We start from the raw sequence: 26543 nt of genomic DNA, 5'->3' as shown, positions 1-26543 counted from the left end.
GTGAGCTACTTCTCCAACCGCAGTTTCAACCTGGTCTATGTCCATGCCGGCTTGCAGGCCTTTGCCTCCTATGGTGGCGAAGCTTTTGCCTTTGTCTACCTCCTCAAAGCGGGAATCCCGGCCCCGCTGGTCCTTCTGGCCATCGGAGCGATGTTCGGCAGTCGGATGATCTTTCGCCAGCTGGTGCTGCCGCTGGTGCGGAAGGTCGGCCTGCGCCGGGCGCTGGTGGTGGCGATCCTGGCCGAAGCCGCGACCTACCCGATCCTGTCCCAGATCACCGGGACCGGCTGGCTTCTCTTCGGATATCTGGCGCTTTGGGCGCTGAGCAGCAGCCTCTATTGGACGACCTACCATTCTTACGTCGCGCTGATGGGCGATAACCACACGCGCGGCAAGCAGACCAGCGCCATCGAACTGATCGGCATCAGCATGGGGATACTGGCCCCCCTGGTGACCGGGCTGCTTTTGACCGCCTTTTCCCCGATTGTCGCCTTCGGCACCGTTGCCGCGGCGATGGCGCTTTCAATCGTGCCAGTTCTGCTTGGCCCCGACCCGGCGGTGGCCGACCGGGCCGAGATGCCGAGCGAGGCGCGGAATGCGGCGCGGACAATCCTTTTCGCGGACGGCCTGCGCAGCGGGTCTTTCCACTTCACCTGGCTGATCGCGCTGTTCCTGACGCTGGGGTCCAGCTACGCGGCCTTCGGCGGCGCTATGGCGCTGAGCGGCCTTGCCGGCGCGGTCGGGGGGTTGCTTCTGGGCCGGGCGATCGACCTTGGACGCGGACTTGGCGCGGTGCAGATCGGCTTTGCCGCCCTGACCGTGGCGGCGGTTGCGCGGCTTTTCGGCTGGCCGGTTCCGATGCTGGCGGTGGCGGCCAATGCGGCGGCGGCCCTGGCCTGGCCGCTTTATGCGACGGCGTTCAACGCGCGGGTCTACAATCTGGCGCGGCAGTCGCCCTGTCCGCTGCGCTTCCACATCGTGGCGGAAGGCGGCTGGGACCTTGGCACCTGCCTGTCCTGCCTGGCGGCGGCGGCGCTCTTGTATATGGGCTTCGACTACCACCTGCCGCTCGCCATCGGCGTCCTTGCCTGCGGGCTGGGCTACCTGACCATCGCCCGGACCTTCCGGCCCGTTGCAGATGCGGTGCAGTGAGGCCCTTTCCCAAGCCTTGCTGGGGCGCTACATCGAACGCAGCAGAACAGAGGAAAAGATCATGGCCGAGGACGGAATCAACAGCTTCATGACGGGTCCGGACGAGGCGGGACGCTTCGGCCTGTTCGGTGGGCGGTTCGTCAGTGAAACCCTGATGCCGCTGATCCTGGAACTGGAAGAGCGCTACGAGCATGCCAAGACCGATCCCAGCTTCTGGGCCGAGATGGACGACCTGTGGAAGCACTACGTCGGTCGTCCCTCGCCTTTGTACTATGCACCGCGGCTGACCGAGCATCTGGGCGGTGCCAAGGTCTACATGAAGCGCGACGAGTTGAACCACACCGGCGCGCACAAGATCAACAATGTCCTTGGTCAGATCATCCTCGCGCGTCGGATGGGCAAGACGCGGATCATCGCGGAAACGGGCGCGGGGCAGCACGGCGTTGCGACGGCAACGGTCTGCGCCAAGTTCGGGCTGCAATGCGTGGTCTACATGGGCGCGCATGACGTGGAGCGGCAGGCTCCGAACGTGTTCCGGATGAAGCTGCTGGGCGCCGAGGTTATTCCGGTCACCTCCGGTCGCGGCACGCTGAAGGACGCGATGAACGACGCGCTGCGCGACTGGGTCACCAACGTCCGCGATACCTTCTATTGCATCGGCACCGTGGCAGGCCCGCATCCCTATCCGGCGATGGTCCGCGATTTCCAGTCGATCATCGGCAAGGAAGTGCGCTGGCAGCTGGAGGAGCAGGAGGGCGAGGGTCGTCTGCCCGACGTCCTTGTCGCGGCCATCGGCGGCGGGTCGAACGCGATGGGCCTGTTCTACCCGTTTCTTGATGACCCTTCAGTGCGGATCGTCGGCGTCGAGGCCGGGGGCAAGGGTGTCGACGACCGGATGGAACATTGCGCTTCGCTGACCGGCGGACGTCCGGGCGTGTTGCATGGAAACCGGACCTACCTGTTGCAGGACAATGACGGGCAGATCCTGGAGGGCTTCTCGATCTCGGCCGGTCTCGACTATCCCGGGATCGGGCCGGAACATTCCTGGCTGCATGACGTGGGCCGGGCGGAATACGTGAGCATCACCGATGCCGAGGCGCTGGAGGCGTTCCAGCTTTGCTGCAAGCTGGAGGGAATCATTCCGGCGCTGGAACCGTCCCATGCCCTGGCGCAGGTGATGAAGCTGGCTCCGACGCTGCCGAAGGACCAGATCATCGTGATGAACATGTGCGGACGTGGCGACAAGGACATCTTCACGGTGGCTAAGCACCTGGGCTTCCAGATGAAGGTCTGACCGGGCCTAGGTCCCGGCGATTCTTGCGGCCCTTCGCAAAGGCGGAGGGCCTTTTTATTTGGGTGAAACGGTGCAGTTTCACCTGACCCGGCCGATACGGGGTCGATAATGCCGCGAAAGGCATAAACCCCGGTTTATTGGCGCAAACCGGCGGCCTAAGGCGCGGTCACTAAACCCCTGTGCAATAGTCAGTCCGGCCTCGGTCGGTGCTTGTGGTCTCCATGCCCTCGACGGTCGCACTGGCTGCGTCCCGACGGGCTGGAACCGTAACGAGGACCCTGAGGACGGAGAAAACCGATGAAGCTGAGAAACAGGCTTTTGACCTACACCGCCGCGATTGCGCTTTCGGCAGGCGCCGCATTTGCCGCCATCGACGGCAACCAACTGGCTGATGCCTACCTTGCGAAGGGCTTTTCCTTTGTAGAAGTGAAGATCGGCCCGACCCAGACCAAGGTCGAGGCGATCAAGGATGGCCGCAAGGTCGAGGTTGTCTACGACAACGCGACCGGCAAGATCATCAAGCAGGAAGACGAGGCCGACGACGGCGACGATGCCGGACGCACGGGCAAGGACGTCAAGACCGTCAAGAAGGACTTCGAGGACGGCGACGACGACGACGATGAGGACGACGACAAGGATGATGACGAGGACGAGGACGAGGACGACGATCATGGGAGCGACCACGACGACGACGACGACGATGATGATGACGATGACGACGATGATGACGGTGACGATGACGACAACTGAGGTCGCGATGTGACCTGCTGTCGGGCCCCGGTCTTGCCGGGGCCCAAGGCATGTCGCATAGTCGGCCTGAACCTTTACGGGGTGTAACATGAAACGCAGAGCGTTTCTTACCGGGATGGTGGCTGGGATCGCGTTGGCAGGTCCTGCGCTGGCCCAAGGCATGGTGGATGACATTGTCGCGCAACTGAAGCGGCAAGGCTTCCGATCGGTCGTGACCGAGCGCACCTTGCTGGGCCGCGTTAGGATCGTCGCGTCACGCAACGACGGCTCGCGCGAGATCATCATCAATCCGCGGACGGGCGAGATCCTGCGCGATCTCTGGACCCCCAAGTCCGGCGGCAAGGGCAAGGTCGAAATCATCGAGGAGGGGTCCGGAAACGGCGGCCAGGGTCAAGACGACGATGACGACGATTATGACGATGACGACGATGATGACGACAACAGCGGTCATGGCGGCAGCGGAAGTGGCGGTAGCGGCGGCGGTGACGACGGTGATGACGATGATGATGATGACGACGATGACGACGACTGACCGTCTGTCCGGGCACGTGGTTCGGGGGTGAGGCGCGCGGCCCCCTTCATCGCGATCCTGGTCATCCAGGCGCTGTGCGCCTTCTTTTTCGTGTCCGACATCCTGTCGTCCTTCTTCGGCTTCCAGACTGCACCCATCAGCTGGGAGATGCGCGAGCTTCTGGAGATCGGCGCCGCCATCGGGCTGATCCTGGGGGTGGTCCTGGGCGGGGTGATGTTGCGGCGAGCGCTCCGGGACCGGAACCAGGCGCAAGAGCAGCTGCGCCGGGCCTCGGGAGCCTTCATGGACCTTCTGGAGGAACGCTTTGCCGAATGGGGACTGACCCCGTCCGAGCGCGACGTGGCACTGTTCGCCATCAAGGGCATGTCGACCGCTGAAATCGCGACGCTGCGGACGACCTCGGAAGGCACGGTCAAGGCCCAGACGAATGCGATCTACCGCAAGGCGGGGGTCAGCGGCCGGTCGCAACTTCTGTCGCTGTTCATCGAGGACCTGATGCGCGACGACGGGACGGTGCGACCGATGCCAGCGCCGCCGCCCTCGGCCATGATCTCAGCGAAGTGACGGCGGCGCGCCCCGGTCGCCCTGCATCCCGAACATCAATCCGCGTCCGATCCGGTGGGCCAGGGCCGACCATTCCGCGGCAGTTTCCGGTGGGAGTTCCAGCTTGAGCACGCTGTCGAACAGGCCGAGCCAGACCTCGAACATCCCCAGCCGGACGTTCCCCGCGGCGCGGTGGACGGCCAGCGGGTTCCCGTCGTAGCTGCGTTCGTGCAGGATCGCGTTGCGCCAGAACCGGGTGATCTTCGTCTCGTGCGCGGGCCAGTCGGTGACATGGGCCGCGAAAACCGGGCCCAGGCCGGGATGGTCGCGGATGCAGGAATAGAAGGTCGCCACCACGCGGGCGATCTGGTCTTCGGTGACATCGAAGCGGGGCGGGATCATGGGGTTCGCTCGTCCACGCGACTTGCGTGCGCTCCTCGCTGGTGTCGCGCGGGGCGGGACGGAAGTCCACCTGCGGGCATCGGGTCAGTCGGTGGCGTATTGCCGCAGGATGTCCAGGGGAACGACGGCAAGGGTCGCCTGATGCGTGGCGGCAAGCCGGACCTTCGGGGCAGCGCCCTCCTCATGGGCCTGGAGGAACCGCGCGGCGCAGAGGCACCACTGGTCGCCGGGCTTCAGACCCTGGAAACCGTATTCCGGCCGGGGGGTCGACAGGTCGTTGCCGAGGTATTTCGACAGGGCCAGAAACTCGGCCGTCATCTGGGCGCAGACGGTGTGCAGCCCCCGGTCCATCGGGCCGGTGTTGCAGCAGCCGTCACGGAAGAAGCCGGTGACGGGGTCGGAGGAGCAGGGTTCGATGTCCTGCCCGAGGACGTTGAGGGAGGGGAGTTTCATGGGCTCAGGATGGCAGGTCGGGGACGGGCTGTCCAGCCTTGTCCACGCCAGACGCTGGGGTCAGTTGTAATGAATTCAAACCCTTGAGCTCATGCATTCAGGAATTGTTTACTTTGGTTGATGGCCCGTGGGCTGGCCCGCGATAGGCGGGATCAGGTCGCCGGAGACCAGCGCCGACAGGATGCGTGGCAGGGGCCAGAAGCGGGAAATCGGCGACAGGAGGCGGTCTCGCAGGGCGGGCAGTGCGCGGCTGTGCGACTGGTATTGCGGGGTGAAGGCGGCGGAGAGGGTCTGGTAAAGGCCCAGGTGCCAGCGGCGGGACTGGCGGTAGCGGGGCAGGGCGTCCTCCAGCGGCAGGCGCAGCGCCAGGGCCAGCGCCAGCGCGTCGAGCAGCGCCATGTTGGCCCCCTGTCCCAGCTGCGGGCTGGCGCGGTGGGCGGCGTCGCCGATGTGGATCAGGCGTTGGTTGTAGGGTTTGGCGAGGGTGCCGTGGCTGTAGCGGGCCGGGGTCAGCTGGGCCTTGTCGGTGATCTGGGCCAGGAAGGGCGACATGGCGGGCCAGAAGTCTGTGACCTCGGCCTTCCAGCCGTCAAGGTCCTTGGTCGGCCAGGCATCCAATTCGGCGGTGGGAAGCGACCAGAAGACGGCGGCCCGTGGGGTCGGGTCGCCGGGCAGCCGGCCAATGGGCAGGATGCCGGCCATCCGTGAGGCGCGGTGGTAGCGTTGGCGGAGTTCAGTGCCGGGCAGGTCGGTGACGGGCCAGGGGACATGGGCCCAGACGGCTCCGAAGGGCAGGGGTCTGGACTTGAGGGGTGAGAGGGTCGACGCCGCGCCCGAAGCGTCGATGATAAGGTCAAAGGGGCCGTGCTCGCCCTGATCGGTGGTCAGGTGGATGCCGACCGGGCCCTCGCGGGTGCCGGTGGCGGTGTGGCCGGTGGTGGGGCTGATCCCGGCGCGGGTGGCGGCCTGCCAGAGGCAATGGAAGAGCGCCGCCCGGTGCATCGCCAGGCCCGGCTGGCCAGTGCGGTAGGCGACGTCCAATGCGATGCGGGGGCCGGAGTGGCCGAGCATCCGCGTCAGGGGTGCGCCAAGGCTGCGGGCTTCCTCACCGGCTCCAAGTGCATCAAGGACGGCAAGGCCGACGGGTTGGACGACGAGGCCGGAGCCGAGGGGTTTCGCGGTGGGGAAACGCTCGAACAGGGTGACCGCGTGGCCGTCCTGCGCCAGGAGGGCGGCGGCGGCAAGGCCGCCCATTCCGGCCCCGATGATGGCGATGCGGTAGGTCATGGCGCATCGGTGGCAAAGGATTGTGGTTCTGGCAAGGGCAGCGGTGTCGCGGGCGGTTTTTGAATGGAGCGGCTTGCGCCGCAGGTCATTTGTCTCGTCGTCGGGCTTGCGCCTCCTCCTCGGGGCCGCCGGCGGGGATATTTGGGCAAATGTGAAAGGCATGGGCGCGGGCTGGACCCCTGTCGGGCCTTTGTCTATAAGGCCGGTCATGCAGATAGGTCAGGTCATTCGGTCGCGAATTACTTGCCCGGCGGGCTGAGGCCTTGCCGGGTTTGACGTCTTGCCGCTGGTCCTTTCCTGGACCCTTCTGACCCTGACCTTTGAGGTTTCCCTGCCATGTCCGCCGATACCGCCGCTGTCGACTACCGCGAGACCGTTTTCCTGCCCGAAACCACCTTCCCGATGCGCGCGGGTCTGCCGCAGCGCGAGCCGGAATGGCTGGCGCGGTGGGAGCGGATCGGGGTCTATGACCGGCTGCGCTCCTCTGCGGCGGGGCGCGCGCCCTTCGTGCTGCACGACGGACCGCCCTATGCGAACGGGCACCTCCATATCGGCCACGCGCTGAACAAGGTGTTGAAGGACATGGTGGTCCGGTCGCAGCAGATGATGGGCCGCGATGCGCGCTATGTGCCGGGCTGGGACTGCCACGGCTTGCCGATCGAGTGGAAGATCGAGGAGCAGTACCGCGCCAAGGGTTTGAACAAGGACGACGTGGACATCGTCGACTTCCGCCAGGAATGCCGCCGCTTTGCCGAGGGCTGGATCGACATCCAGCGCGAGGAGTTCAAGCGGCTGGGCGTGACGGGGAAGTGGGACCGGCCCTACCTCACGATGGACTACCACGCCGAGGCGGTGATCGCGGACGAGTTCATGAAGTTCGTCATGAACGGGTCGCTGTACCAAGGTTCGAAGCCGGTGATGTGGTCTCCGGTCGAGAAGACCGCGCTGGCCGAGGCGGAGGTGGAGTATCATGACCATACCAGCCATCAGGTTTGGGTGCGGTTTAAGCCTTGGATGGTGCCGCAGCAGAACGATCTGGACCTCCGGTCGCACGACGATCTTCGCAAGGCTTCGGTGCTGATCTGGACAACGACACCCTGGACGATTCCGCAGAACCGTGCCGTCGCCTTTAACCCGGATATCGAATACGGGTTGTTTGAAGTCTTGGAAGTTGCTGAGAATTCGTCAGCAGTTGTCGGTGAAACACTCGTTCTTGCGAACAAGCTGGCTGCAGGCGTCTTGAGCGCGGCGAAAGTCGCTCGATTCGAAAAGGTGCGGGACGTTCCGGCTGTTCAACTTGAACAGATGGGCCTCGCGCATCCGTTCCGTGGGATAAAGGATGCCGACGGCAAACAGCTTGATGAATGGGACTATGACGTCCCGATGCTCCCCGGCGACCATGTCACTGACGACGCGGGGACGGGGTTTGTGCATACCGCTCCGTCGCACGGCGATGACGACTATCAGCTGGGCGTGAAGTTCGGGCTGCCGATGACCTACAATGTCGAGGCGGATGGGTCCTACCGCACTGACCTGCCGCTCTTTGGCGGGCAGCACATCATCACGCCCGATGGCAAGGAGGGGCCGGCGAACGTGTCGGTCATCAAGCAGCTGGCGTACACCGGCGCGCTGTTTGCCAAGGCGAAGCTGAAGCATTCCTACCCGCATTCCTGGCGGTCGAAGGCCCCGGTCATTTACCGCAACACGCCGCAGTGGTTCGTGGCGATCGACCGGAAGCTGGACGACGGGCTCTCGACCTATGGCGAGACGATCCGGGCGCGGGCGCTGACGTCGATCAATCAGCTGGTGGACTGGACGCCCGCGACGGGGCGCAATCGGCTGTTCTCGATGATCGAGGCGCGGCCGGATTGGGTGCTGTCGCGGCAAAGGGCCTGGGGCGTGCCGCTCACGGCCTTCGTCAAGAAGGGCGCTCGGCCGGATGCGGCGGACTTCCTTTTGCGCAACGCCGAGGTGAACGCGCGGATCAAGGCGGCGTTCGAGGCGGACGGTGCCGACGTGTGGTATGTGCAAGGATTCAAGGAGAAGATGCTCTCTGCCATCGTCGAGCCGTCCGATTATGAACAGGTCTTCGACGTGCTGGACGTCTGGTTCGACTCCGGCTCCACCCACGCCTTCGTGCTGCGCGACCGTGAGGATGGCGCGGCGGACGGGATCGCCGACCTTTATCTGGAAGGCACCGACCAGCATCGCGGGTGGTTTCATTCCTCGATGCTGCAATCCTGCGGCACCAAGGGCCGCGCGCCCTATCGGGGCGTGCTGACCCACGGCTTCACGCTGGACGAGAAGGGCATGAAGATGTCCAAGTCGCTTGGCAACACCGTCGCGCCGCAGGACGTGATCCAGGAATACGGTGCCGATATCCTGCGGCTCTGGGTGGCACAGGCCGATTTCACGGTCGACCAGCGCATCGGGAAGGAGATCCTGAAGGGTACCGCCGACAGCTACCGGCGTCTGCGCAACACGATGCGCTACATGTTGGGCGCGCTGAAGGGCTTCACCGAGGCCGAGCGGGTGGCAGTCGAGGACATGCCGGAGAGCGAGCGGTTCATCCTGCACCGGTTGGCGGAACTGGACGCCGAGGTGCGCGAGGGCTACGCCAAGTACGACTTCCAGGGCGTGTTCCAGAAGCTCTTCACCTTCTGCACCACCGACCTGTCGGCAATCTACTTCGACGTCCGGAAGGACAGCCTTTACTGCGATCCGGTGGACAGCTTGACGCGGCGGTCGTGCCGGACGGTGATGGACATCCTCTTCCACCGGCTGACCACCTGGCTGGCCCCGGTGCTGGTCTTCACGATGGAGGAGGTCTGGCTGGAGCGGTTCCCGGGCGAGGACTCGTCCGTCCATCTGATCGACTTCCCCGAGACGCCGAAGGCCTGGCTAGATGAGGCGCTGGCCGCGAAGTGGGATCAGGTGCGCGAAGTGCGCCGGGTGGTCACCGGTGCGCTGGAGGTGCAGCGGACGGCAAAGGTGATCGGCTCCAGCCTGGAAGCGGCGCCGACGGTGTTCGTCTCGCCGGTGATGATGTCCATCCTGGAGACGGTGAAGTTCGAGGAGCTGTGCATCACCTCGTGCATCTGGCTGTCGACGAAGCCTGCGCCCGAGAATGCGTTCCGGTTGCCGGACGTCGCCGAAGTGGCCGTGCTCTTCGAGCCCGCGAAGGGTGAGAAGTGCGAACGCTGCTGGCGCGTCTTGGCCGACGTCGGCACGCACAAGCACCCCGGCACCTGCCAGCGCTGCAACGACGCGCTGGGCTGACGTCAGGGGACTGAAACTTTTCGTCTCAAAGCGTGGTATCCTCCCCTGACCAGGGGAGGACAGCCATGATCTACCAAAGCCCGTATCCGCCGATCCCGCTGACCGGCGAAAGCATCACCGAGCGTGTGTTTCGCGGGCTGGAGGGCGACCCTGACCGGGTGGTGCTGATCGACGGCCCCTCTGGGCGCGAGATGACGGCGGGGGCCTTGGTCGAGGGTGTCCGGCGGCTGGCCGGTGGGCTGCGGTCGCGGGGCATCGGCCAGGGCGATGTGGTCGCGATCCTTGCGCCGAACTGTCCGGAATACGCGGTGGTGTTCCACGGTGTCGCCTATGCCGGGGCGACGGTCACGACGATCAACCCGACCTACACCGCGCCCGAGGTGGCGCACCAGCTGGAGGATTCCGGCGCGACGTTGCTGGTGACGATCCCGGCCTTCCTGGAAACCGCACGAACAGCCGCCGGGGGTCGGGAGATCGTGGTGATCGGCGAGGCAGAGGGGGCGACGCCCTTGTCCGCGCTGATGGGCGCGCCGCTGCAGGTCCAGGTGCCGGTCGCTGCCGAGACGGATGTGGTGGTGCTGCCCTACTCCAGCGGGACGACGGGTCTGCCCAAGGGCGTGCGGCTGACGCATCGCAATCTGGTGGCCAATGTGGATCAGATGCTGGCCATGGTCTGCTGTGATGCCGGGACGTGGTCGGTGGGCTTCCTGCCGTTCTTTCACATCTACGGCCAGACCGTGCTGATGAACATGCATTTGGCGGCAGGGGCGGGCGTGGTAACGATGCCCCGGTTCGATCTGGAGCAGTTCCTGACCCTGGCGGCGAAGTACCGGACCCCGACGCTGTACAGTGCGCCCCCGGTGGCGGTGGCGCTGGCGAAGCACCCGATGGTGGCGGGGTTCGATCTGTCCTGCGTCGACCGGTTCTTCTCGGGCGCGGCTCCCTTGGGCGGGGAGGTCGGTGATGCGGTCGCGGCGCGGATCGGTTGCCTGTCGGTGCAGGGCTACGGGATGACCGAGATGAGCCCCGTGAGCCACGCAACGCCAAGGGGTCAGGCGCGCAAGGGCTCGGTGGGCGTGACGTTGCCCTCGACCGAGTGCCGGATCGTGGTGGACGGGCGCGATGCCGGGCCGGGCGAGGCAGGGGAGCTTTGGGTGCGCGGGCCGCAGGTGATGGCGGGGTATCACAACCGGCCCGAGGCGACGGCGGACACGCTGACCCAGGACGGTTGGCTGAAGACGGGTGATCTGGCCGAGGTGGACGCCGAAGGCTGGGTCTTCATCCGCGACCGGCTGAAGGAACTTATCAAGGTCAAGGGTTTCCAGGTTGCCCCCGCCGAGGTGGAGGAGGCGCTTTTGACCTGCCCGATGGTCAAGGACGCGGCGGTGAGGGGCGTGCCGGATGATGAGGCGGGTGAGGTGCCGGTGGCCTTCGTCGTGCCCGCCGAAGGGGCCGACGAAGCCGCGATCCGGGAACATCTGGCCGCACGGCTGGCACATTACAAGCTGCCGCGGCGGATCAGCTTTATCGAGGCGATCCCCAAGTCGGCCTCGGGCAAGATCCTGCGGCGGATGCTGCCGGTCTAGGTCGCTCGGGAGGTAGCGGAAAAACTTCGCCGAGGGCCCAAGACCCCCGGCGAAGAGTCAAACCGATGCGCTTACGGGGAGACCGCGGGGCGTCGGCGTCGAAGGAAGGCGGGTCGTGCTGAGGAAAGCGCGGGTCAGATGGTCGCCCCGGCGCAGCGTCAGAAGGTCGTCGCGGGTGAGGCCGATGTCGTCCAACAGGTGGTCATCTTCACGTTCCAGCAGGAACGCAGTCGAGCGGCGCAGCTGCAGAAGGGCGAAGAGGCGGGCGAACATGATGGTCTCCTTTGCTTGAGACCCAGAGATAGGGACGGGTTTGACATTTCACAAACGAATAGGTTTGATAGGTGACATAAGCCTGACTCATGGGTGTTCCGATGCAGCCGCTGGACAGTGACCTGATGCGCAGTTTTCTGGCGGTGGCCGATGCCGGGTCCGTCACGGCGGCGGCGGGACGGCTTTACCGGACGCAATCAGCGGTCAGCCTGCAGGTGAAGCGTCTGGAGGACAGCCTGGGCCAACCCCTGTTCGACCGGCAGGCGCGCGGCGTTGTGCTCACCCCGCGCGGCGAGCAACTGGTGCCCTATGCGCGGCGGGTGGTGGCGCTTCTGGACGAGGCGGCGGTGGCCCTGCGGGAAAAGCCGCTGGTCGGACCGGTGCGGGTGGGGATCTCGGACGAGTATTCCGGCACGGTCCTGCCCCGCGCCTTGGCGGCCTTCGACGAGCGGCACGAGGGGGTGCAGGTCTCGGTCCGGGTGGACCATTCGACGTCGCAGATCGCGGCTCTGGAGGCGGACGAGATCGACCTCGGCGTGATCTATGACTGGCAGTATGTGCAGGACGGCGAGGTTCTGTGCATCGACCCCACCGTCTGGGTCACCTCGGTGACGCACGCCCAGCATTTGCGGCGGCCGGTGCCGGTGGCGATGTACTTCAAGTCCGAGTGGAGCCGGGATTACGTGGAAGGCTCGCTGAACCGGCTGAGCATCGACTGGCGCGCGGCCTGGTCCTGCGACATGGCGGCCGGCTTCCGGGTGGCGGTGACGAACGGGATGGCGATTGCGCCCCTGTCACGCAGCACAATCCCGGCGGGCTGTCGCGAGCTGACGACGGAAGACGGGTTCCCCATCGTCGACCAGGCGCGGGTGGTCTTGCGGCGGAACCCGCGGGGGACCTCTCCGGCGATCGAGGGGATGGCCGAGGTGCTGCGACAGGCCTTCGCTCCGTTGCGGGAGGGGGGGCGATGATCCGGGCCGGGATCACGGGGCCGTTCGGGCCGGTCAGCCTGGTGGAGCGGGACGGGGTCCTGGTGGGGCTGGAGTGGCGGCTGCCCGACGCGCAGGGGGAAAGTGCCGTGCTGACCGAAGGGCTGGCGCAACTTGCGGCCTATTTCGACGGGCGCTTGAAGCGGTTCGACCTGCCGCTGGATTGGGGCACGGGGCTGAACGAAGCCGTCCGGCGGGCGATGGCCGCGATCCCCCGGGGCGAGACGCGGACCTATGGCCAGATCGCCAAGGCGGTGGGGGCCCCGGCGCAGGCGGTGGGGCAGGCCTGCGGGGCGAACCCTTTGCCAATCGTCATTCCCTGCCACCGGGTCACGGGGACGAACTGGTTCGGCGGCTTTTCGGCGCCGGGAGGGGTCGAGACCAAGGCGGCCCTGTTGCGGCACGAGGGGGCGCTTTTGCTATGAACGGGGTGCGGGAGGCCATCCTGGATCTGGCGTTGCGGCGCGGGCGGGGCAAGTCGCTGTGCCCGTCCGAGGTGGCAAAGGTGCTGGAACCGGAAGGGTGGGAGGCGATGATGCCCGAGGTTCGCCGGGTGGCGGCAGGGATGCCGGAAATCATGGTGACGCAAAGCGGCGTTGAAGTGGACCCGCTGACCGCGCGGGGGCCGATCCGGCTGCGGCTGCGTTGAGCGGGGGAGCAGGGTGGGCGATATGCCCACCCTACGCTTGGGCTGAACCTATCGACCGCGCGCGACTGGACCTAAGCTTCGGCTTGTGCGCCGTCCTGCCGGGGCTTACGCCTTGCGTGACAGTTTCATGACGGGTGCAATGTGACCCTTGGCGTCTTCCTTGCCGTCCTGGGCGCGGCTTTCCTCCATGCGCTGTGGAATGCGCTGATCAAGGTGGGGACTTCGAAGGTCGGCGGGATGGTGATCCTGTCCATCGTCGAGGTGCCGATCGGGCTGGCGGTGGTGATGCTGACCCCGGCCATCGACCCGGCCGCAATCCCTTGGGTCATCGCGGCGGGTTGCACGCATTTCGCCTACAAGTTCTTCCTGACCTATGCCTATGACCGGGGCGACCTGTCCCGCGTCTACCCCATCGCAAGGGGTGCCGCACCGATGATCGTGGCGCTTTTCGGCGCGGCCTTTCTGGCGGACGCCGTGACGCACCAGGAATACATCGGCATCGCGGTGGTGGCCGCCGGTATCCTTCTGATGGCGCGGGGGGTCTTCACCAGCGGCGAGGACCGCAAGCTCTTGCCCTTCGCCTTGGGGTCGGCCTGCGCGACGGCTACTTATACGCTGATCGACGGCCTCGGTGCGCGCGTGTCGGGCTCACCCGCCGCCTATGTCGCCTGGGTCTTCGTGGCGGACGGCGTGTTCTTCACGCTGGGGATGCTGGCACTGCGGGGCTGGGACGTGATCCCGCGCAACTGGCAGGCCTGGCGGATGGGGTCCTTTGCGTCCGCCGCCAGCTACGGGGCCTATGCCGTCTCGATCTGGGCGATGACCTTTGCGCCGATCGCCGTGGTCGCCGCGCTGCGCGAGACCTCGATCCTCTTCGCGGTGTTGATCGGCTGGCTGGTCTTCGGCGAGAAGATGGGCCGCGAGAAGGCGCTGGCCTCGGTTATCATCGTGGCGGGGGTAATGCTGACGCGGCTCTAGCGGGTTGCTCGTCGTGCGTCTGGCGACTTCTCCTCGCGCGGCGGTGCGCGGCCAGCGAGGAGGGCGCAGCCGTCGACGAGCGTTTGGCCCTAACGCACCCGGCGGATGCCCTCGGGGATGATCTGCTGTGCGATCCCTGCCAGCATCAGGTACATCGAGGTCAGCACCAGAAGCCACTTCGCCACCGGACCCTCGTTGAAATCCCACCAGGCAGCCCAGCCGGCGAGGACGATCCAGGCGATGCAGACGCCGAGCGACAGTTCGTACCAGCGGCTGGTGCGGACCGGATGGATGAACTTGAGGTTGGTGAACATCGTCACCGTCAGAAGGATCACCACCAACAGGATGACCGCCTCGCCGGGCTTGGTCGCGAAGAGGACGAGGACCACCATGTTCCAGCAGGCCGGGAAGCCCGCAAAGCTTTTGTCCTTGGTCTTCATGCGGGTGTCCGCGAAATAGACCACCGAGCCGAAGCAGATCACGATGATGGCCAGCCAGCCGGTCCAGCCGGGCAGCAGGCCGGACTGGAACAGCGCGAAAGCCGGGATGAAGACGTAGGTCAGATAGTCGACGATCAGGTCCATCAGAACGCCGTCATAGGTCGGCCAGTTCTTGTGGACCTCGTACCTACGGGCCAAGGGGCCGTCGATCCCGTCGACGATCAGCGCCACGACGAGCCAGAGGAACATCAGGCTCCACTCGCCCTTCACGGCTGCAAGCATGGCGAACATCGCCAGTACCGCGCCCGAGGCGGTGAGCAGATGGACGGAGAGAGCTTTCAAGCGCGGGGTCATGTGGACTTGATGGCGGATTACGACGCGGCGTGCAACAGTTTGGCGGTCCGCCTCAGGCGCGCGGGTGGGCTTTTTCGTAGACCTCCATCAGGCGCGCCGCATCGACGGCGGTGTAGGCCTGCGTGGTGGACAGCGAGGCGTGGCCCAGAAGCTCCTGGATCGCACGCAAGTCGCCGCCCGCCGACAAGAGGTGCGTGGCAAAGCTGTGCCGCAGCGCATGGGGCGTCGCGGTTGCAGGCAGGCCAAGACGCAGGCGCGCTCGCTCCATCGCGGCCTGGATTAGGCGGGGGTTCACCGGACCGCCGCGCGCGCCGCGAAAAAGCGGGGCGTTAGGCGTCAGGTCGAACGGGCAGTGCCGCACGTAATCCGCAACAGCCTGAGCCGCGGCGGGGATGACCGGAACGGGGCGGATCTTGCCGCCCTTGCCGGTGATGCGCAGTGTGGGCGGCAGGGGATGGTTGGCTCCGGTCAGGGAAAGAGCCTCGGAGATGCGGAGGCCGAGACCGTAAAGCAGCGTGGCGATTGCGCTGTCGCGGGCGGCGATCCAGTCTTCGCGGGCGTCGCTGCCGATCTCGGTCAGCATCGCGGCGGCACCGTCTTCTGACAGCGGGCGGGGGAGTTTGCGCCGGAACTTGGGGCCGCGGGCGGAAAGGACGGTGGTTGCGTCGGTCCCGGTCCGGTCGGCGGCCCAGGCGGTGAAGCCTTTGACGGCGGAAAGCGCGCGGGCGAGGGACCTGGCGGAAAGGCCGCGCGACCGTTCCTCGGCCATCCAGGCGCGGAGGTCGGACTGGGTGGTGCGCGCGACGGCGGCGATGCCCTCGGCACCGCCGTTATGTGCGGACAGGAACTTCAGATAGCGGGTCACGTCGCGGCGGTAGGCCTCGACCGTGTTAACCGCGGCACCCTCCAGCGCGGCGAGGTGCGAAAGCCACTGCGCCAGCGCGGCCCCCAGCGCAGGGGCCAGGTAGGGATCGCTCAGCCCAGCCACCGGCGCATCGAACGTTCGAAGACGCCCGCAAAAAACTGAAGAAGATCAGTGCCGTGGGTGGACTTGAACTGGGTCGGGTCTTCGGAGGCGAAGACCAGCATGCCCGGCAGGCGGTTGGGGCCTAGGTCGAGTTTCATCAGGGCTTCGGACTGGAGGTCTTCGGCGCGTTCACCATAAAGCGTGGGGGCCAGGGTGGTGACGGAGCGCAGCACGATCTGGCGGCCGGCGCCGTTGCGGCCGTTGGTCAGGTAATGGCCGACGAAGCCGGCGGGGACGACTTGCAGGACGTCGCCAAGGCGGCGGAGGGTGGGGTCGGTCTCGGGGTCGTCTTGCAGGCTTTCGAGGACGAGGCGGACCACATCGACGCGGAGGGTCTGGGCGACCTCACCGGTCAAGGCCTTGATGAAGCTTTCAAAATTCGTCGGCTCCAGCAGTTGCAGCACCGCCCGGTGGACCTGGTTGGTCCCGGCCAGGTTCTCGTAAGCCGCTGCAATCACCGAGCGATGGGTGTCTTCCAGCCGGTCTAGACGGCTCTCCAGCCGCTGCATGGCGATGCCGCGGAGGTCGACGACATTGGCCCCCAACTCGCGGTCGTTGGCGGCGACGAGGGCGTTCATCACGTCGCGGTCTTCCAAAAGCCGTTCAGGCTCGGCAAGGATCCGGTCGCGGAGGTCGGGTTCGATCATGGGAGTGCCAGTTTCCGTCAGGATTCCCGCAGACTATAGGCCGAAGCTAAGGCAGATGGCGACACATTTTCGGACGGGTGGGCGGCGGATGGGGCAGGGATGCAACAGTGGGGTCTACACCCCGTATCCATCGCGTATTCGCCCCGTGCATACGCGCGTATGCCTTGGGCGTTGTTAACCTTTGGGCGCGAGGCTGGGGGCCGCAAAGGAGGCCGCCATGCCCGACCTGAAGAAACAGACGCCCCGCCAGCGCGCCCAGATGACCTACATGATGGACGTCATGCGGCGGCTGGAATGGGACCTGCACAACACCATCGAACTGACCGGGCGCATTCCCGAGGCCTGGCACGAGATCGCCACGGCGACGCCGCGACAGGCCAAGCAGCGGGTCTGCATCGCGCTGGAGGCGGATGTGCTGAAGTTCTTCCGGTCGATGGGCGAGGGCTACGGGCCGCGGATCAACGACGTCTTGAAAAGCTACATGCACGCGCGGCTGGCCGGAGTGATCCGCGGGGCCGAGACGCTGGCGCATTACCGGGAGCGGGAGGAGGCCTGGTCCGGCGAGAAGCCGCAGTTCGGGGATGTGGCGAAGGTGACGGGTGGGGCGTGGGAGGACGCAGGGCCGCCGGTGGTGGAGGCCGTCCGGGCGAAGGCTCAGGAGGGGGTGCAGAAGGCGGTGGCGGAGGGGGAGGAGCGGGTGTTCGGCGGGCCGTTGGTGCGGTGAGGGGGTATTCGAGACTAAACGCGGGTTCGCCGGTAAATTGACAACCGCTGAATACAGGCCATAATAATCGATTGATGGATAGGATATCACTGGATCAGCACCAGAGGGAAGATCACTCGGTCGCCGTGGCCGATCTTCACAAATTGGCGCACCTCCTGAATCGAGCGAATTTATCGATGATTCTGATTGGGGCGCGCAAGGATAACGAACTTAGGAGAAACCAATTCCGAGTGGTATCTGCTCATTTGTTGTCTGCACTCGGTACTCTCCACGCAATTCTGCGGTTGACAGAACAACTTAGTCTAAATGTCCGAGAAGCCATAGCACTCTCTCGTGTTTACTATGAAAGTTGTCTTGTTGCTGCCTTTACTGCCCTTGATGAGGGGCAGCGCGCGGAGCGAGCCACCCAATACTCGATATTCAAGGCGTTTTACTCCCAGACTAAGGTCCAGAAAGCGGGGCTGCATTTACTTAGAGTTGACCGACATCCGCGCATTTCGCGTCGTCATCCGAAGGTTCAGGAAGCGATCAAGGCCTTCTCCGGAAAGAGAAGCGATCGTTGCTTTGACGAAAGCCGGGGGGACATGATCGCAGAAGTGACGAATAGAGATGGCAGTGCAGGATTATTTTTTGGAGGAGTTGAAGGAATGATCTTTGACTTGAGTTCTGAAATAATTCATGGCTCCTTATACAGTTACGAGGACTTCAACGGAACATTTGTGCAGCCTGCAAGTGTGTCAGACCATCTGATGTCACACTTTGAGAGCGTTCTGTTTTCCACCTGCCTTTCTAGCGCTGCCGTTGCGAGGGTTCTCGCAAAAACCCTAGCACAATTCCCTGAATTGGAGGCCGTCGACAAGCAAGCATTTTCGGCACTCAAACAGTTTGTACCAGAGGACATGCAGCGGCAATTACCTGACTATTTTTCTTGAAGCTTGCAAAGCACTTAAGCTCTTCAGGGGTGATGACCGGCGCATTGGCACAAGCTTTCGGTGGATGTTGCGATCCGGGAAATGCATCGTGGATGGTGCGCTGTAGCACACCCTACGATTGGGGCTTGTCGCGCTCATGGAGGTCAGACGGCAGCGCCCCTTGGCCCGGAATCAAGGCGCTTGCGCCGCCGGGCCGCGCCCTCTCCCACTGCCCGGCCACGGGCCGGGCGTTCTTCGCGGAAATCCTCCACCGGAGGATTTCTTTTCGCTCATCACCCCCCCGGGAGGGCGCTCTTGACGTGTCACGCGCAGAACTGCGGTGGGAGGGGTTGAGGGATAAAGTGCGCAGAACTGGCGGGGTTTGCGCCCACCCGAGGGAGGGCGCGGCCCTGTGTGGTAGAGGTGCGCAATGAATGCACACCCTACGGGAGTCTGAAGCCCGACCTATGGGTGTGTGGGCGTAGCAGTGCGGTAGTGGTGCGCAATGAATGCGCACCCTACGGTGGCCGCGTCAGATGATCTTCTGACCCGTCTTCGCCCAATCCGCCGTGAACTGGTCCAGCCCCTTGTCGGTCAGCACATGGCTCGCCAGCGCCTTGATCACGGCCGGGGGGGCGGTGATGACGTCGGCTCCGATCAGGGCGCAGTCCTTGACGTGGTTGGCGGTGCGGATCGAGGCGGCGAGGATCTGGGTCTCGAAGTCGTAGTTGTCATAGATCGTGCGGATGTCGCCGATCAGGTCGAGGCCTTCGAGATTGATGTCGTCCAGACGCCCGATGAAGGGCGAGATGAAGGTCGCCCCGGCCTTGGCGGCGATCAGGGCCTGGTTGGCGGAAAAGCAGAGCGTGACGTTGACCATGAAGCCCTCACCCGACAGGACCTTGCAGGTCTTGAGGCCGTCCCAGGTCAGCGGGACCTTGACGGCGATGTTCGGGGCGATCTCGGCCAGCTTGCGGCCCTCGGCGATCATGTCCTCGGCTTTCAGCGCCACGACTTCGGCGGAAACGGGGCCGGAGACGAAGCTGCAGATTTCCTTGGTGACTTCCAGGATGTTGCGGCCGGATTTCAGGATCAGGGACGGGTTCGTGGTGACGCCGTCCACCATGCCGAGGTCGTGCAGCTCACGGATGGCGTCGACGTCGGCGGTGTCGATGAAGAATTTCATGGGGGGCTCCTGGGTCGGAAGGCGGCGGCGGTTGCGGAAGGTGCCGCGCGGGGGTTGAATGCTCTCGGGTCGCGGTTTAGCCCAAACGGTGAATGAGCGAAAGGTTTCAGGTGGCGGACCGGGTCTATCAGGCGGGTGATCTGGTCGGGGTGCTGACGACGGAGCCTTTGGGGCGGGTGCTGGACTATCGCGCGCCGGAGGGGGGCTGCGGGGACGGGGATTTCGTCGAGGTGCCCTTGGGGCCGCGGCGCGTGCTGGGGGTCGTGTGGGGGCCGGGCGTCGGGGGGTGGGACCCTGCGAAGGTGCGGCCTGTCGGGCGGGTGCTGGATGCGCGGCCGATGCGGTTCGAGCTGCGGTCGTTCCTGGCGCGGGCGGCGGAGTACACGCTGACGCCGCTGCCGGCGATGCTGCGGCTGGCGACACGGACTCCGGGGCTTGGGGAGCCGGCCTCGGTGCGGCGGGTGTACCGGCTGGCGGGGGCGGTGCCGAACAGTCTGACCGAGGCGCGGCACCGGGTGGTGGAGGCGTTGCGGGCGTTTGGCGGGGCTCCGGTGACGCTGGGGGAGCTGGCGGAGGCGGCGGCCTGTGGCGCGTCGGTCGTGAAGGGGCTGGTGAAGCTGGGGGTGGTGGCGGAGGAGGACGCGCCGCGGGATACTCCGTACCCCCGGCTGTCGGCGGGCGTCGGGGTTCGGCTGCAGGGGGAGCAGGTTGCGGCGGGGGATGCCTTGGTCGCGGCGGTGGCGTTGGGGGGGTATTCGGCGACGCTGTTGAAGGGGGTGACGGGGTCGGGGAAGACCGAGGTCTATCTTGAGGCGGTGGCGGAGTGTCTGCGGGCCGGGCGGCAGGCCTTGGTGCTGCTGCCGGAGATCGCGCTGACGGCGGAGTTTCTGACGCGGGTCGAGGCGCGGTTCGGCGCGCGGCCGGCGGAGTGGCACTCCGGGGTCACGATGACGGAACGGCGGCGGCTGTGGAAGATGGCGGCGGAAGGGGAGGCCGGGTTGGTGGTGGGTGCGCGGTCAGCGCTGTTCCTTCCGTTCCAGGACCTGGGCCTGATCGTCGTCGATGAGGAGCACGACACCTCCTACAAGCAGGAGGAGGGGGTCCTCTACAACGCGCGGGACATGGCGGTGTTGCGGGCGGCGGTCTGTGGGTGTGCGGTGGTGCTGGCCTCGGCGACGCCGTCGCTTGAGACCTGGGCGAATGTCGAGGCGGGGAAGTATCAGCGGCTGGATCTGGGATCCCGGTTCGGGGCGGCAGAGATGCCGGAGATGCGGGCGATCGACATGCGGGCCGAACGGCTGCCGGGGGACAAGTGGATTTCGCCGACCCTGGCCGCGAAGGTCGACGCGGTGGTCAAGCGGGGGGAGCAGGCGCTGTTGTTCCTGAACCGCCGGGGGTTCGCGCCGGTGACGCTCTGCCGGGCTTGCGGGCATCAGGTGGGCTGCGACCACTGCGACGCGCGGATGGTGGAGCATCGGTTCCAGAAGCGGCTGGTCTGCCACCAGTGCGGCGCGACGAAGCCGGTGCCTTTGGCCTGTCCTGCCTGTGGGGTGGAGGGCCGGATGGCCGCCGTCGGGCCGGGGGTTGAGCGGCTGGCCGAGGAGGTCGCGGCGCGGTTTCCGGAGGCTCGGGTGGCGGTGCTGTCGTCGGACCTGTTTGGCTCGGCCCGCGCGCTGAAAGAGCAGATCGCGGCGATTGCGGCGGGTGGGGCGGACATCATCATCGGCACGCAGATCGTGGCGAAGGGGCACAACTTTCCCCTTCTGACGCTGGTGGGGGTGATCGACGCGGACCTTGGGCTGCAGGGGTCGGACCTGCGCGCGGCGGAGCGGACGTTTCAGCTGATGCGCCAGGTCGCGGGTCGGGCGGGGCGGACGGCGGAGCGGAAGGGCGAGGCCTGGCTCCAGACCCACCAGCCAGAGCATCCGGTGATCCGGGCGATCCTTGGCGGCGACGAGGAGGCCTTCTGGCGGGCCGAGGCGGCGGAGCGGCGGGTCGCAGGCGTGCCACCTTACGGGCGGATGGCGGGTATCATCCTGTCCTCGACCGACGTGGCGCAGGTGTTCGACTTCGGGTCCGAGTTGGCGCGTCGGACCGAGCCTTTGCGGCGAATCGGTGCGGAGGTCTGGGGGCCGGCACCGGCTCCGATTGCCCGGGTGCGGGGGCGGCATCGGGTGCGGCTTCTGGTGAAGGCAGAGAAGGGGGCTCCACTGCAGGCGGCGCTTGCGGAGTGGCTGGCTCAGTTCAAGCTGCCGAGGGATTTGCGGCTGGCGGTGGATATTGATCCGCAGAGTTTCTTGTGAGGGGGTGGTGCGACTTGCGGGCCATCCGGGTCGCAGGGAGTTCTAAGGCGTCCGTTTAATTCGATCTACCAAATCTAAGGCTTCAACAGGCGTGGAAATATGTTGCATACCAAGTTCTGATAGACGGAGGGCGTTTTTCTGAAAGTCACTGGTATTGTTGGTCACGAAGATGTCTCTACCCTCATGGATATGCGAGTAAGCAGAAATAACATCACACCAAGTATTTCGCCACTTCCAAAGCGCTTCTGACTGGATGGCCTGATCGGTTAGCGCCACTCCGTTGGGAAGATGCTCCGATGGCTTGCGTGGAACTTTGGGAGCAATTGTAGCCCAAAGAGCATCCATATCACGCTCGAATTTCTCACCATCTTCAACACGGTAGCAGAAATCCCAATAGCTGAGACCAATGATGCCTGGCATCCGCACCATAGGAAGATCCTGCAGTCCAAGGGCTGAAACTCGTTGGTGAAAAAGTGAAGCGTTTCCCGGAAACTGCTTGGACTTGGAGTTTTCAGACGCCGAGGCCGCAAGGAGCGCGACTTCAAACTTCCCCTTCCGATGCATTGCGACAAGTTCAGTAACATAAGGTGCCTGCGCTCTACATTCTTCAAGCTCGATCAAGCAATTCCAGTCAAGTGTGAGTTTCATAATAGGGCGGGCCCTCTTTACGGCAAGCCGAAGGTGCGCTGTAGCGCACCCTACCATATTTGGCGACCCTTCGAGTTATGATTGGACACAGGGCAACGCCTGACCGCCGGGTGGGCGCAGCGACGGCTGTCTAGGCACTTTATGGTTCAAATCCTCCCACCGAGGTTCTGCGGCTGACGGTGCAGAAGCGCCCGCCCGAGGGGGCGGTCGGGCGCTGCCCGGCGGGCTTCGCCCTTGATTCCGGGCAAGGGAAGGAAGCTTGGGCATCGTGTTATCAGGTTTGCCACAACCGCACCGGAGCTTTCGGCGCGCGCTTCAACACGCCCTTCGCCTCCAGATCAAGTTGCACGCATTTGACCCACCAGCCTGCGGTCTCGCCGCCGGGGAAGAGGGGTCCGGAGAGGTGGGGTTTGCCGGCTTCAATGATCTCGGCGGGGGTGAGGCCGGGGGGTTCGGAGGGCGTGACGGTAAGAACGGCCTTGCGCATCTCGGCGTATTTTGCGGCGTCGACCTTGTAGGTCTTGCCGGGTTGGCCGACGTTTTCGACCTCGATCTTCTCGGACATGGCGGGTTCCTCCAGTCGGGAAAGGGGGGTGAAGTCTGTGCCGGGCCGGGGCCGGACAGGCTAGAGGAGGAGATCGTCCAGCCCGAACCGGGCGCCGACCACGCCGATGACAAGGCCGGCGGGCAGGCTGAGAAGCAGGACCAGCGGCCGGCGCTCTTTGGGTGCAGGATGGGAGGCCGGTCGGACGCCGCTGGGAAAGAACCGCCCGAACAGCCTGCCGAGCAGACTGTCGAACACGAGGACCCCGGCGAAGAGGAGGGGGATGAGGATGATGATGGGCCAGGACGCCGTTCCGACGAGGAGTACCATGTTGGCCAGGGCCAGCCCGAGGAACAGCCCCATTGCGAGGAAGGCAGTGGCGGTCAACCAGTCACCCGGTCCCATCTTGCGCCGGTTCGGCATTGGCTCTGTTCCCGTCCCCAGTTCTGCGCGACCAGCAAACACGACTGATTGCCGTCAGGCAACTCTTCCGTCCCTGGGGCCGTCGAACAGGCGGGGCGGTATCCGGGGACGGGGTCACGGGCGCGGTGCGGATTGTGCGGGGCACAAGGTTTGGGTTTGCCTTGGCCCCCGTTTTCGCTAAGTCCGGCGCATGTCCAGCCCCATACCTCTGTCCGAGACCCATCGCCTGCCTGCGTGGCGGCGGCCGGAGGCGCTGCTCTACCTCATGGCGGCGGCGATGCCCTTGAGTTTCGCGACCTGGTCGGCGCTGCTGAACAACTTCGTCATCGAGGTGGCGGCCTTCACGGGCAAGGAGATCGGCTGGCTGCACACGGTGCGGGAGATTCCGGGGCTGCTGGCGGTGGTGGTGATCGTCATCCTGCTGGCGGTGCGCGAGCAGGTGCTGGCGCTGGTGATGCTGGCGCTGCTGGGGGCTGCGACGGCGGTGACGGGGTGGTTCACCTCGTTTTCCGGGCTGCTGGTGATGACGCTTTTGTCGTCGATCGGGTTTCATTACTTCGAGACGGTGAACCAGTCGCTGCAATTGCAATGGATCGACAAGGCGCGCGCCCCTATCGTGCTGGGGCGGATCGTGGCGGTGGGGGCGGGGGCGTCGCTGGCGGCATACGGGGCAATTGTCGCGCTGTGGGACAGTCTGGGGCTGGACTACAACACGGTGTACATGGCCTCGGGCGGGTTGACGATTGTGATCGTGCTCTTTGCGGCCTTGGCCTATCCGCAGTTCCAAAGCCCGCACCTGCAGCACCGGCATATGGTGCTGCGGCGGCGGTATTGGCTGTATTACGCACTGCAGTTCATGGCCGGGGCGCGGCGGCAGATCTTTGTGGTCTTTGCCGGGTTCATGATGGTGGAGCGGTTCGGGATGAAAGTCTCGGAGATGACGCTGCTTCTGCTCTGCAATTACCTGATCAACATGGCGGTGGCGCCGGTGATGGGGCGGGCGCTGGGCAAGTATGGCGAGCGGAATGTGATGGGGTTCGAGTATATCGGGCTGACGCTGGTCTTCCTGGCCTATGGCGGGATTTACTGGTTCGGCTGGGGGATCGTGATCGCGGGCGGGCTTTATATTCTGGACCAGCTGTTCTTTGCGCTGAGTTTCAGCCTGAAGACCTATTTCCAGAAGATCGCCGATCCGCGCGACATCGCGCCGACGGCGGCGGTGGCCTTCACGATCAACCATATCGCGGCGGTGTTCCTGCCGGCGGCGCTGGGCTATCTGTGGGCGACTTCTCCGGACTATGTGTTCCTTCTGGGGGCCGGGATGGCGCTGGTGGCCTTCGGGCTGATCTGCCTGATCCCGCGGCATCCGGAGCCGGGGATGGAGACGGTGTTTTCGCGCGGGTTGCCGGTGGCGGCGGAGTGACCGTCGGGTCAAGGCTCGGTGATGCGGAGGCATCCGGGCTTGGGCAAGCCGTCGCAGGCGCTATATTCCGATCAGACAATGGAGGTCCGCAGATGTTCTTCACCCGCAAGTCGATGGAAATGGTTCGTCCCGAGGATGCCCTTCCGGGGCGGGCCGAGCCGTTGCCGACGGCCGAGACGCATTTCCTGTCGGGCATCCCGCTGAAATCGCCGGTGCCTGAGGGCATGGAAGAGGCGATGTTCGGGATGGGCTGCTTCTGGGGCGTGGAGCGGAAGTTCTGGCAGGTGCCGGGCGTGTGGCTGACGATGGTGGGCTATGCGGGCGGGTATACTCCGAACCCGACCTACAAGGAGACCTGCACGCAGCTGACCGGGCACAACGAGGTTGTGCGGGTGATCCATGATCCGGCGGTCATCAGCTATGAGGGGCTGTTGAAGCTGTTCTGGGAAGGCCATGACCCGACGCAGGGGATGCGGCAGGGCAATGACGTGGGCTCCACCTACCGGTCGGGGATCTATACCTACAGCCCCGAGCAGATGGAGGCCGCCAAGGCCTCGAAAGCGGTGTATGAGCAGGCGCTGAAGGCGGCGGGGATGGGGCCGATCACGACCGAGATCGTGGACGTGCCGGAGTTCTTCTTTGCCGAGGACTATCACCAGCAGTACCTGGCGAAGAACCCGGGCGGCTATTGCGGTGTGGGCGGGACGGGTGTGACCTGCCCGATCGGGACCGGCGTGCGGGTCTGAGAGCCCGGTTTCTGCAGGACTTCGCGGGGGCGGAAGGTCGGACCGGCTTGAACGGCTGGTCCGCGGCGCGTAAGGGCGAGGGCAAAGGAGTGCCACGCCATGCCAACCTATTCCGCCCTGACGACGCTTCCCGGTGAAGAGGCCGCCCAGTCGCTGGCCGCCGCGATGGAACGGATGACACCCGAACCGACAGGCGTGGGGGTCTTCGAGATCGAGGATGGGTCGGGCCTGTGGGAGGTCGGCGGTTATTTCCTGGAAGCTCCGGACGGGGTGATGCTGGAGGTGCTGGCGACGGCCTTCGGGGCGCGGCCCTTTGCCGTGTCCGAACTGCCCGAGGTGGACTGGGTCGCCCATGTCCGGCGCGAGCTGTCCCCCGTCGAGGCGGGGCGATTCTTCGTCTATGGCAGCCATGACGCCGACAAGGTGCCGCAAGGGGCCGACCGGGTGCCGTTGCAGATCGAGGCGACGGTGGCCTTCGGGACCGGACATCACGGCACGACCCTGGGCTGTCTGAAGGCCTTCGACCGGCTGCTGACCGAGGGCTGGCGCCCGGCGAAAGTCGTGGACATCGGGTGCGGCACGGCGGTGCTGGCGATGGCGGCGGCGGCTACGCTGCCGGATGCGCTGGTGATCGCCAGCGACATCGACCGGGTCGCGGTGGACGTGGCCGAAGCCAATGTCGCCATCAACGGGCTGCAGGGCCGGATCGAATGCCTGGAGGCGGCGGGCCTGGATCATGCCCGAATCAAGGCGGCCGGACCCTATGATCTGGTCTTCGCGAACATCCTGAAGGGCCCCTTGATCGAGCTGGCGCCAGCCATCGCGACTCACCTTGCAACTGGTGGTAGAGCCATCCTGTCGGGTCTTCTATCTGTGCAAGCAGATTCGGTGACGTCGGCTTACGTGGGTTCCGGGATGGTCCTGAACAATAGGGACGATATCGGCGAATGGTCCACGCTTGTTCTACAAAAGCCCGCAGTTGGTGGACAATAGGGCGGAC

The 26543-nt window shown here is 65.3% G+C and carries 28 protein-coding genes; 17 read left to right on the top strand and 11 right to left on the bottom strand.

Annotated features, from left to right (window positions below):
• The 5 genes from Q0C42_RS00380 to Q0C42_RS00360 all read left to right on the top strand — a co-directional run bounded on the left by Q0C42_RS00380 (window position 1) and on the right by Q0C42_RS00360 (window position 4292).
• Window positions 1-1152: a hypothetical protein gene (locus Q0C42_RS00380; RefSeq protein WP_295070385.1), complete on the top strand. Its 1152-nt coding sequence runs from the start codon at window positions 1-3 to the stop codon at window positions 1150-1152.
• A gap of 61 nt (window positions 1153-1213) precedes the next feature.
• Window positions 1214-2446: a tryptophan synthase subunit beta gene (gene trpB, locus Q0C42_RS00375; protein WP_295072776.1), complete on the top strand. Its 1233-nt coding sequence runs from the start codon at window positions 1214-1216 to the stop codon at window positions 2444-2446.
• Between the two features lie 297 nt (window positions 2447-2743).
• Entirely contained in the window at window positions 2744-3196 is a 453-nt protein-coding gene (locus Q0C42_RS00370; protein ID WP_295070382.1) for a PepSY domain-containing protein, read from the top strand.
• An 88-nt stretch (window positions 3197-3284) separates the two neighbouring features.
• Window positions 3285-3728: a hypothetical protein gene (locus Q0C42_RS00365; RefSeq protein ID WP_295070379.1), complete on the top strand. Its 444-nt coding sequence runs from the start codon at window positions 3285-3287 to the stop codon at window positions 3726-3728.
• Window positions 3729-3755: 27 nt separating this feature from the next.
• A complete protein-coding gene (locus Q0C42_RS00360) occupies window positions 3756-4292 on the top strand; it encodes a LuxR family transcriptional regulator (RefSeq protein WP_295070377.1) in 537 nt (178 codons plus the stop codon).
• On the opposite strand, the gene Q0C42_RS00355 is transcribed toward Q0C42_RS00360, so the two are convergent.
• From Q0C42_RS00355 to Q0C42_RS00345, 3 genes are all read right to left on the bottom strand, one after another.
• Window positions 4281-4673 carry a group III truncated hemoglobin gene (locus Q0C42_RS00355; RefSeq protein WP_295070374.1) on the bottom strand — a complete coding sequence of 131 codons (393 nt, stop codon included), beginning with the start codon at window positions 4671-4673 and terminating at the stop codon, window positions 4281-4283. The two genes, Q0C42_RS00360 and Q0C42_RS00355, sit on opposite strands and share 12 nt — an antisense overlap.
• An 84-nt stretch (window positions 4674-4757) precedes the next feature.
• The gene (locus tag Q0C42_RS00350) at window positions 4758-5126 is read right to left on the bottom strand and encodes a DUF2237 domain-containing protein (protein ID WP_295070372.1); all 369 of its coding nucleotides are present in this window, start codon (window positions 5124-5126) and stop codon (window positions 4758-4760) included.
• Between the two features lie 108 nt (window positions 5127-5234).
• Window positions 5235-6413: an NAD(P)/FAD-dependent oxidoreductase gene (locus Q0C42_RS00345; RefSeq protein WP_295070369.1), complete on the bottom strand. Its 1179-nt coding sequence runs from the start codon at window positions 6411-6413 to the stop codon at window positions 5235-5237.
• A gap of 336 nt (window positions 6414-6749) precedes the next feature.
• Between Q0C42_RS00345 and ileS the strand changes: the two genes are divergently transcribed.
• The gene (gene ileS / locus Q0C42_RS00340; protein WP_295070366.1) at window positions 6750-9692 is read left to right on the top strand and encodes an isoleucine--tRNA ligase; all 2943 of its coding nucleotides are present in this window, start codon (window positions 6750-6752) and stop codon (window positions 9690-9692) included.
• 65 nt (window positions 9693-9757) lie between these two features.
• Window positions 9758-11278, top strand: a complete 1521-nt coding sequence (locus Q0C42_RS00335) for an AMP-binding protein (RefSeq protein ID WP_295070364.1) — start codon at window positions 9758-9760, stop codon at window positions 11276-11278.
• 57 nt (window positions 11279-11335) lie between these two features.
• Here the strand turns inward: Q0C42_RS00335 and Q0C42_RS00330 are convergent, their stop codons facing one another.
• Window positions 11336-11551, bottom strand: a complete 216-nt coding sequence (locus Q0C42_RS00330; RefSeq protein ID WP_295070361.1) for a hypothetical protein — start codon at window positions 11549-11551, stop codon at window positions 11336-11338.
• 89 nt (window positions 11552-11640) lie between these two features.
• Between Q0C42_RS00330 and Q0C42_RS00325 the strand changes: the two genes are divergently transcribed.
• The 4 genes from Q0C42_RS00325 (at window position 11641) to Q0C42_RS00310 (ending at window position 14167) form a co-directional block, all read left to right on the top strand.
• Window positions 11641-12522: a LysR family transcriptional regulator gene (locus Q0C42_RS00325; RefSeq protein ID WP_295070360.1), complete on the top strand. Its 882-nt coding sequence runs from the start codon at window positions 11641-11643 to the stop codon at window positions 12520-12522.
• On the top strand, window positions 12519-12965 hold the full coding sequence (locus Q0C42_RS00320) for a methylated-DNA--[protein]-cysteine S-methyltransferase (RefSeq protein WP_295070357.1): 447 nt from the start codon (window positions 12519-12521) through the stop codon (window positions 12963-12965). The genes Q0C42_RS00325 and Q0C42_RS00320 overlap by 4 nt, the downstream gene beginning before the upstream one ends.
• A complete protein-coding gene (locus Q0C42_RS00315; RefSeq protein WP_295070354.1) occupies window positions 12962-13189 on the top strand; it encodes a DUF3253 domain-containing protein in 228 nt (75 codons plus the stop codon). Before Q0C42_RS00320 ends, Q0C42_RS00315 begins: the two co-directional genes overlap by 4 nt.
• A gap of 141 nt (window positions 13190-13330) precedes the next feature.
• Window positions 13331-14167 carry a DMT family transporter gene (locus Q0C42_RS00310; RefSeq protein WP_295070351.1) on the top strand — a complete coding sequence of 279 codons (837 nt, stop codon included), beginning with the start codon at window positions 13331-13333 and terminating at the stop codon, window positions 14165-14167.
• Window positions 14168-14256: 89 nt separating this feature from the next.
• Here the strand turns inward: Q0C42_RS00310 and Q0C42_RS00305 are convergent, their stop codons facing one another.
• The 3 genes from Q0C42_RS00305 to Q0C42_RS00295 are packed head-to-tail and all read right to left on the bottom strand — an operon-like array spanning window position 14257 to window position 16635.
• Window positions 14257-14961: a CDP-alcohol phosphatidyltransferase family protein gene (locus Q0C42_RS00305; protein WP_295070348.1), complete on the bottom strand. Its 705-nt coding sequence runs from the start codon at window positions 14959-14961 to the stop codon at window positions 14257-14259.
• A 52-nt stretch (window positions 14962-15013) separates the two neighbouring features.
• Window positions 15014-15949: a tyrosine recombinase XerC gene (locus Q0C42_RS00300; RefSeq protein ID WP_295070345.1), complete on the bottom strand. Its 936-nt coding sequence runs from the start codon at window positions 15947-15949 to the stop codon at window positions 15014-15016.
• Window positions 15937-16635 (bottom strand): DUF484 family protein, encoded by a 699-nt coding sequence (locus Q0C42_RS00295; RefSeq protein WP_295070342.1) that lies wholly within the window; start codon window positions 16633-16635, stop codon window positions 15937-15939. Before Q0C42_RS00295 ends, Q0C42_RS00300 begins: the two co-directional genes overlap by 13 nt.
• Window positions 16636-16852: 217 nt before the next feature.
• Between Q0C42_RS00295 and Q0C42_RS00290 the strand changes: the two genes are divergently transcribed.
• A complete protein-coding gene (locus Q0C42_RS00290) occupies window positions 16853-17359 on the top strand; it encodes a BrnA antitoxin family protein (RefSeq protein ID WP_295070339.1) in 507 nt (168 codons plus the stop codon).
• A 125-nt stretch (window positions 17360-17484) separates the two neighbouring features.
• Window positions 17485-18291: a hypothetical protein gene (locus Q0C42_RS00285; RefSeq protein WP_295070335.1), complete on the top strand. Its 807-nt coding sequence runs from the start codon at window positions 17485-17487 to the stop codon at window positions 18289-18291.
• A 511-nt stretch (window positions 18292-18802) separates the two neighbouring features.
• Here the strand turns inward: Q0C42_RS00285 and fsa are convergent.
• Entirely contained in the window at window positions 18803-19456 is a 654-nt protein-coding gene (fsa, locus tag Q0C42_RS00280) for a fructose-6-phosphate aldolase (protein WP_295070333.1), read from the bottom strand.
• A 92-nt stretch (window positions 19457-19548) separates the two neighbouring features.
• Here fsa and Q0C42_RS00275 point away from each other — a divergent pair, with 92 nt between their 5' ends.
• Entirely contained in the window at window positions 19549-21759 is a 2211-nt protein-coding gene (locus tag Q0C42_RS00275) for a primosomal protein N' (protein WP_295070330.1), read from the top strand.
• A gap of 42 nt (window positions 21760-21801) precedes the next feature.
• Here the strand turns inward: Q0C42_RS00275 and Q0C42_RS00270 are convergent, their stop codons facing one another.
• The 3 genes from Q0C42_RS00270 to Q0C42_RS00260 form a co-directional block, all read right to left on the bottom strand.
• The gene (locus tag Q0C42_RS00270) at window positions 21802-22407 is read right to left on the bottom strand and encodes a hypothetical protein (protein WP_295070327.1); all 606 of its coding nucleotides are present in this window, start codon (window positions 22405-22407) and stop codon (window positions 21802-21804) included.
• A 274-nt stretch (window positions 22408-22681) separates the two neighbouring features.
• On the bottom strand, window positions 22682-22972 hold the full coding sequence (locus tag Q0C42_RS00265; RefSeq protein WP_295070324.1) for a hypothetical protein: 291 nt from the start codon (window positions 22970-22972) through the stop codon (window positions 22682-22684).
• Between the two features lie 60 nt (window positions 22973-23032).
• Window positions 23033-23374, bottom strand: coding sequence for a hypothetical protein (locus tag Q0C42_RS00260; protein ID WP_295070322.1), 342 nt, complete (start codon window positions 23372-23374; stop codon window positions 23033-23035).
• A 190-nt stretch (window positions 23375-23564) separates the two neighbouring features.
• Here Q0C42_RS00260 and Q0C42_RS00255 point away from each other — a divergent pair, with 190 nt between their 5' ends.
• From Q0C42_RS00255 to Q0C42_RS00245, 3 genes are all read left to right on the top strand, one after another.
• A complete protein-coding gene (locus tag Q0C42_RS00255) occupies window positions 23565-24797 on the top strand; it encodes an MFS transporter (RefSeq protein WP_295070319.1) in 1233 nt (410 codons plus the stop codon).
• Window positions 24798-24889: 92 nt separating this feature from the next.
• On the top strand, window positions 24890-25543 hold the full coding sequence (gene msrA, locus Q0C42_RS00250; protein ID WP_295070317.1) for a peptide-methionine (S)-S-oxide reductase MsrA: 654 nt from the start codon (window positions 24890-24892) through the stop codon (window positions 25541-25543).
• Window positions 25544-25642: 99 nt separating this feature from the next.
• Window positions 25643-26536 (top strand): 50S ribosomal protein L11 methyltransferase, encoded by an 894-nt coding sequence (locus Q0C42_RS00245; RefSeq protein WP_295070315.1) that lies wholly within the window; start codon window positions 25643-25645, stop codon window positions 26534-26536.
• The last annotated feature ends 7 nt before the right edge of the window (window positions 26537-26543 follow it).

Origin of the sequence: Tabrizicola sp. (assembly GCF_022842145.1) — a bacterium.
Lineage (GTDB): Bacteria > Pseudomonadota > Alphaproteobacteria > Rhodobacterales > Rhodobacteraceae > Tabrizicola.
The sequence above is the reverse complement of the archived record's forward strand: the minus strand, read 5'-3'. Positions and strand labels throughout refer to the sequence as shown.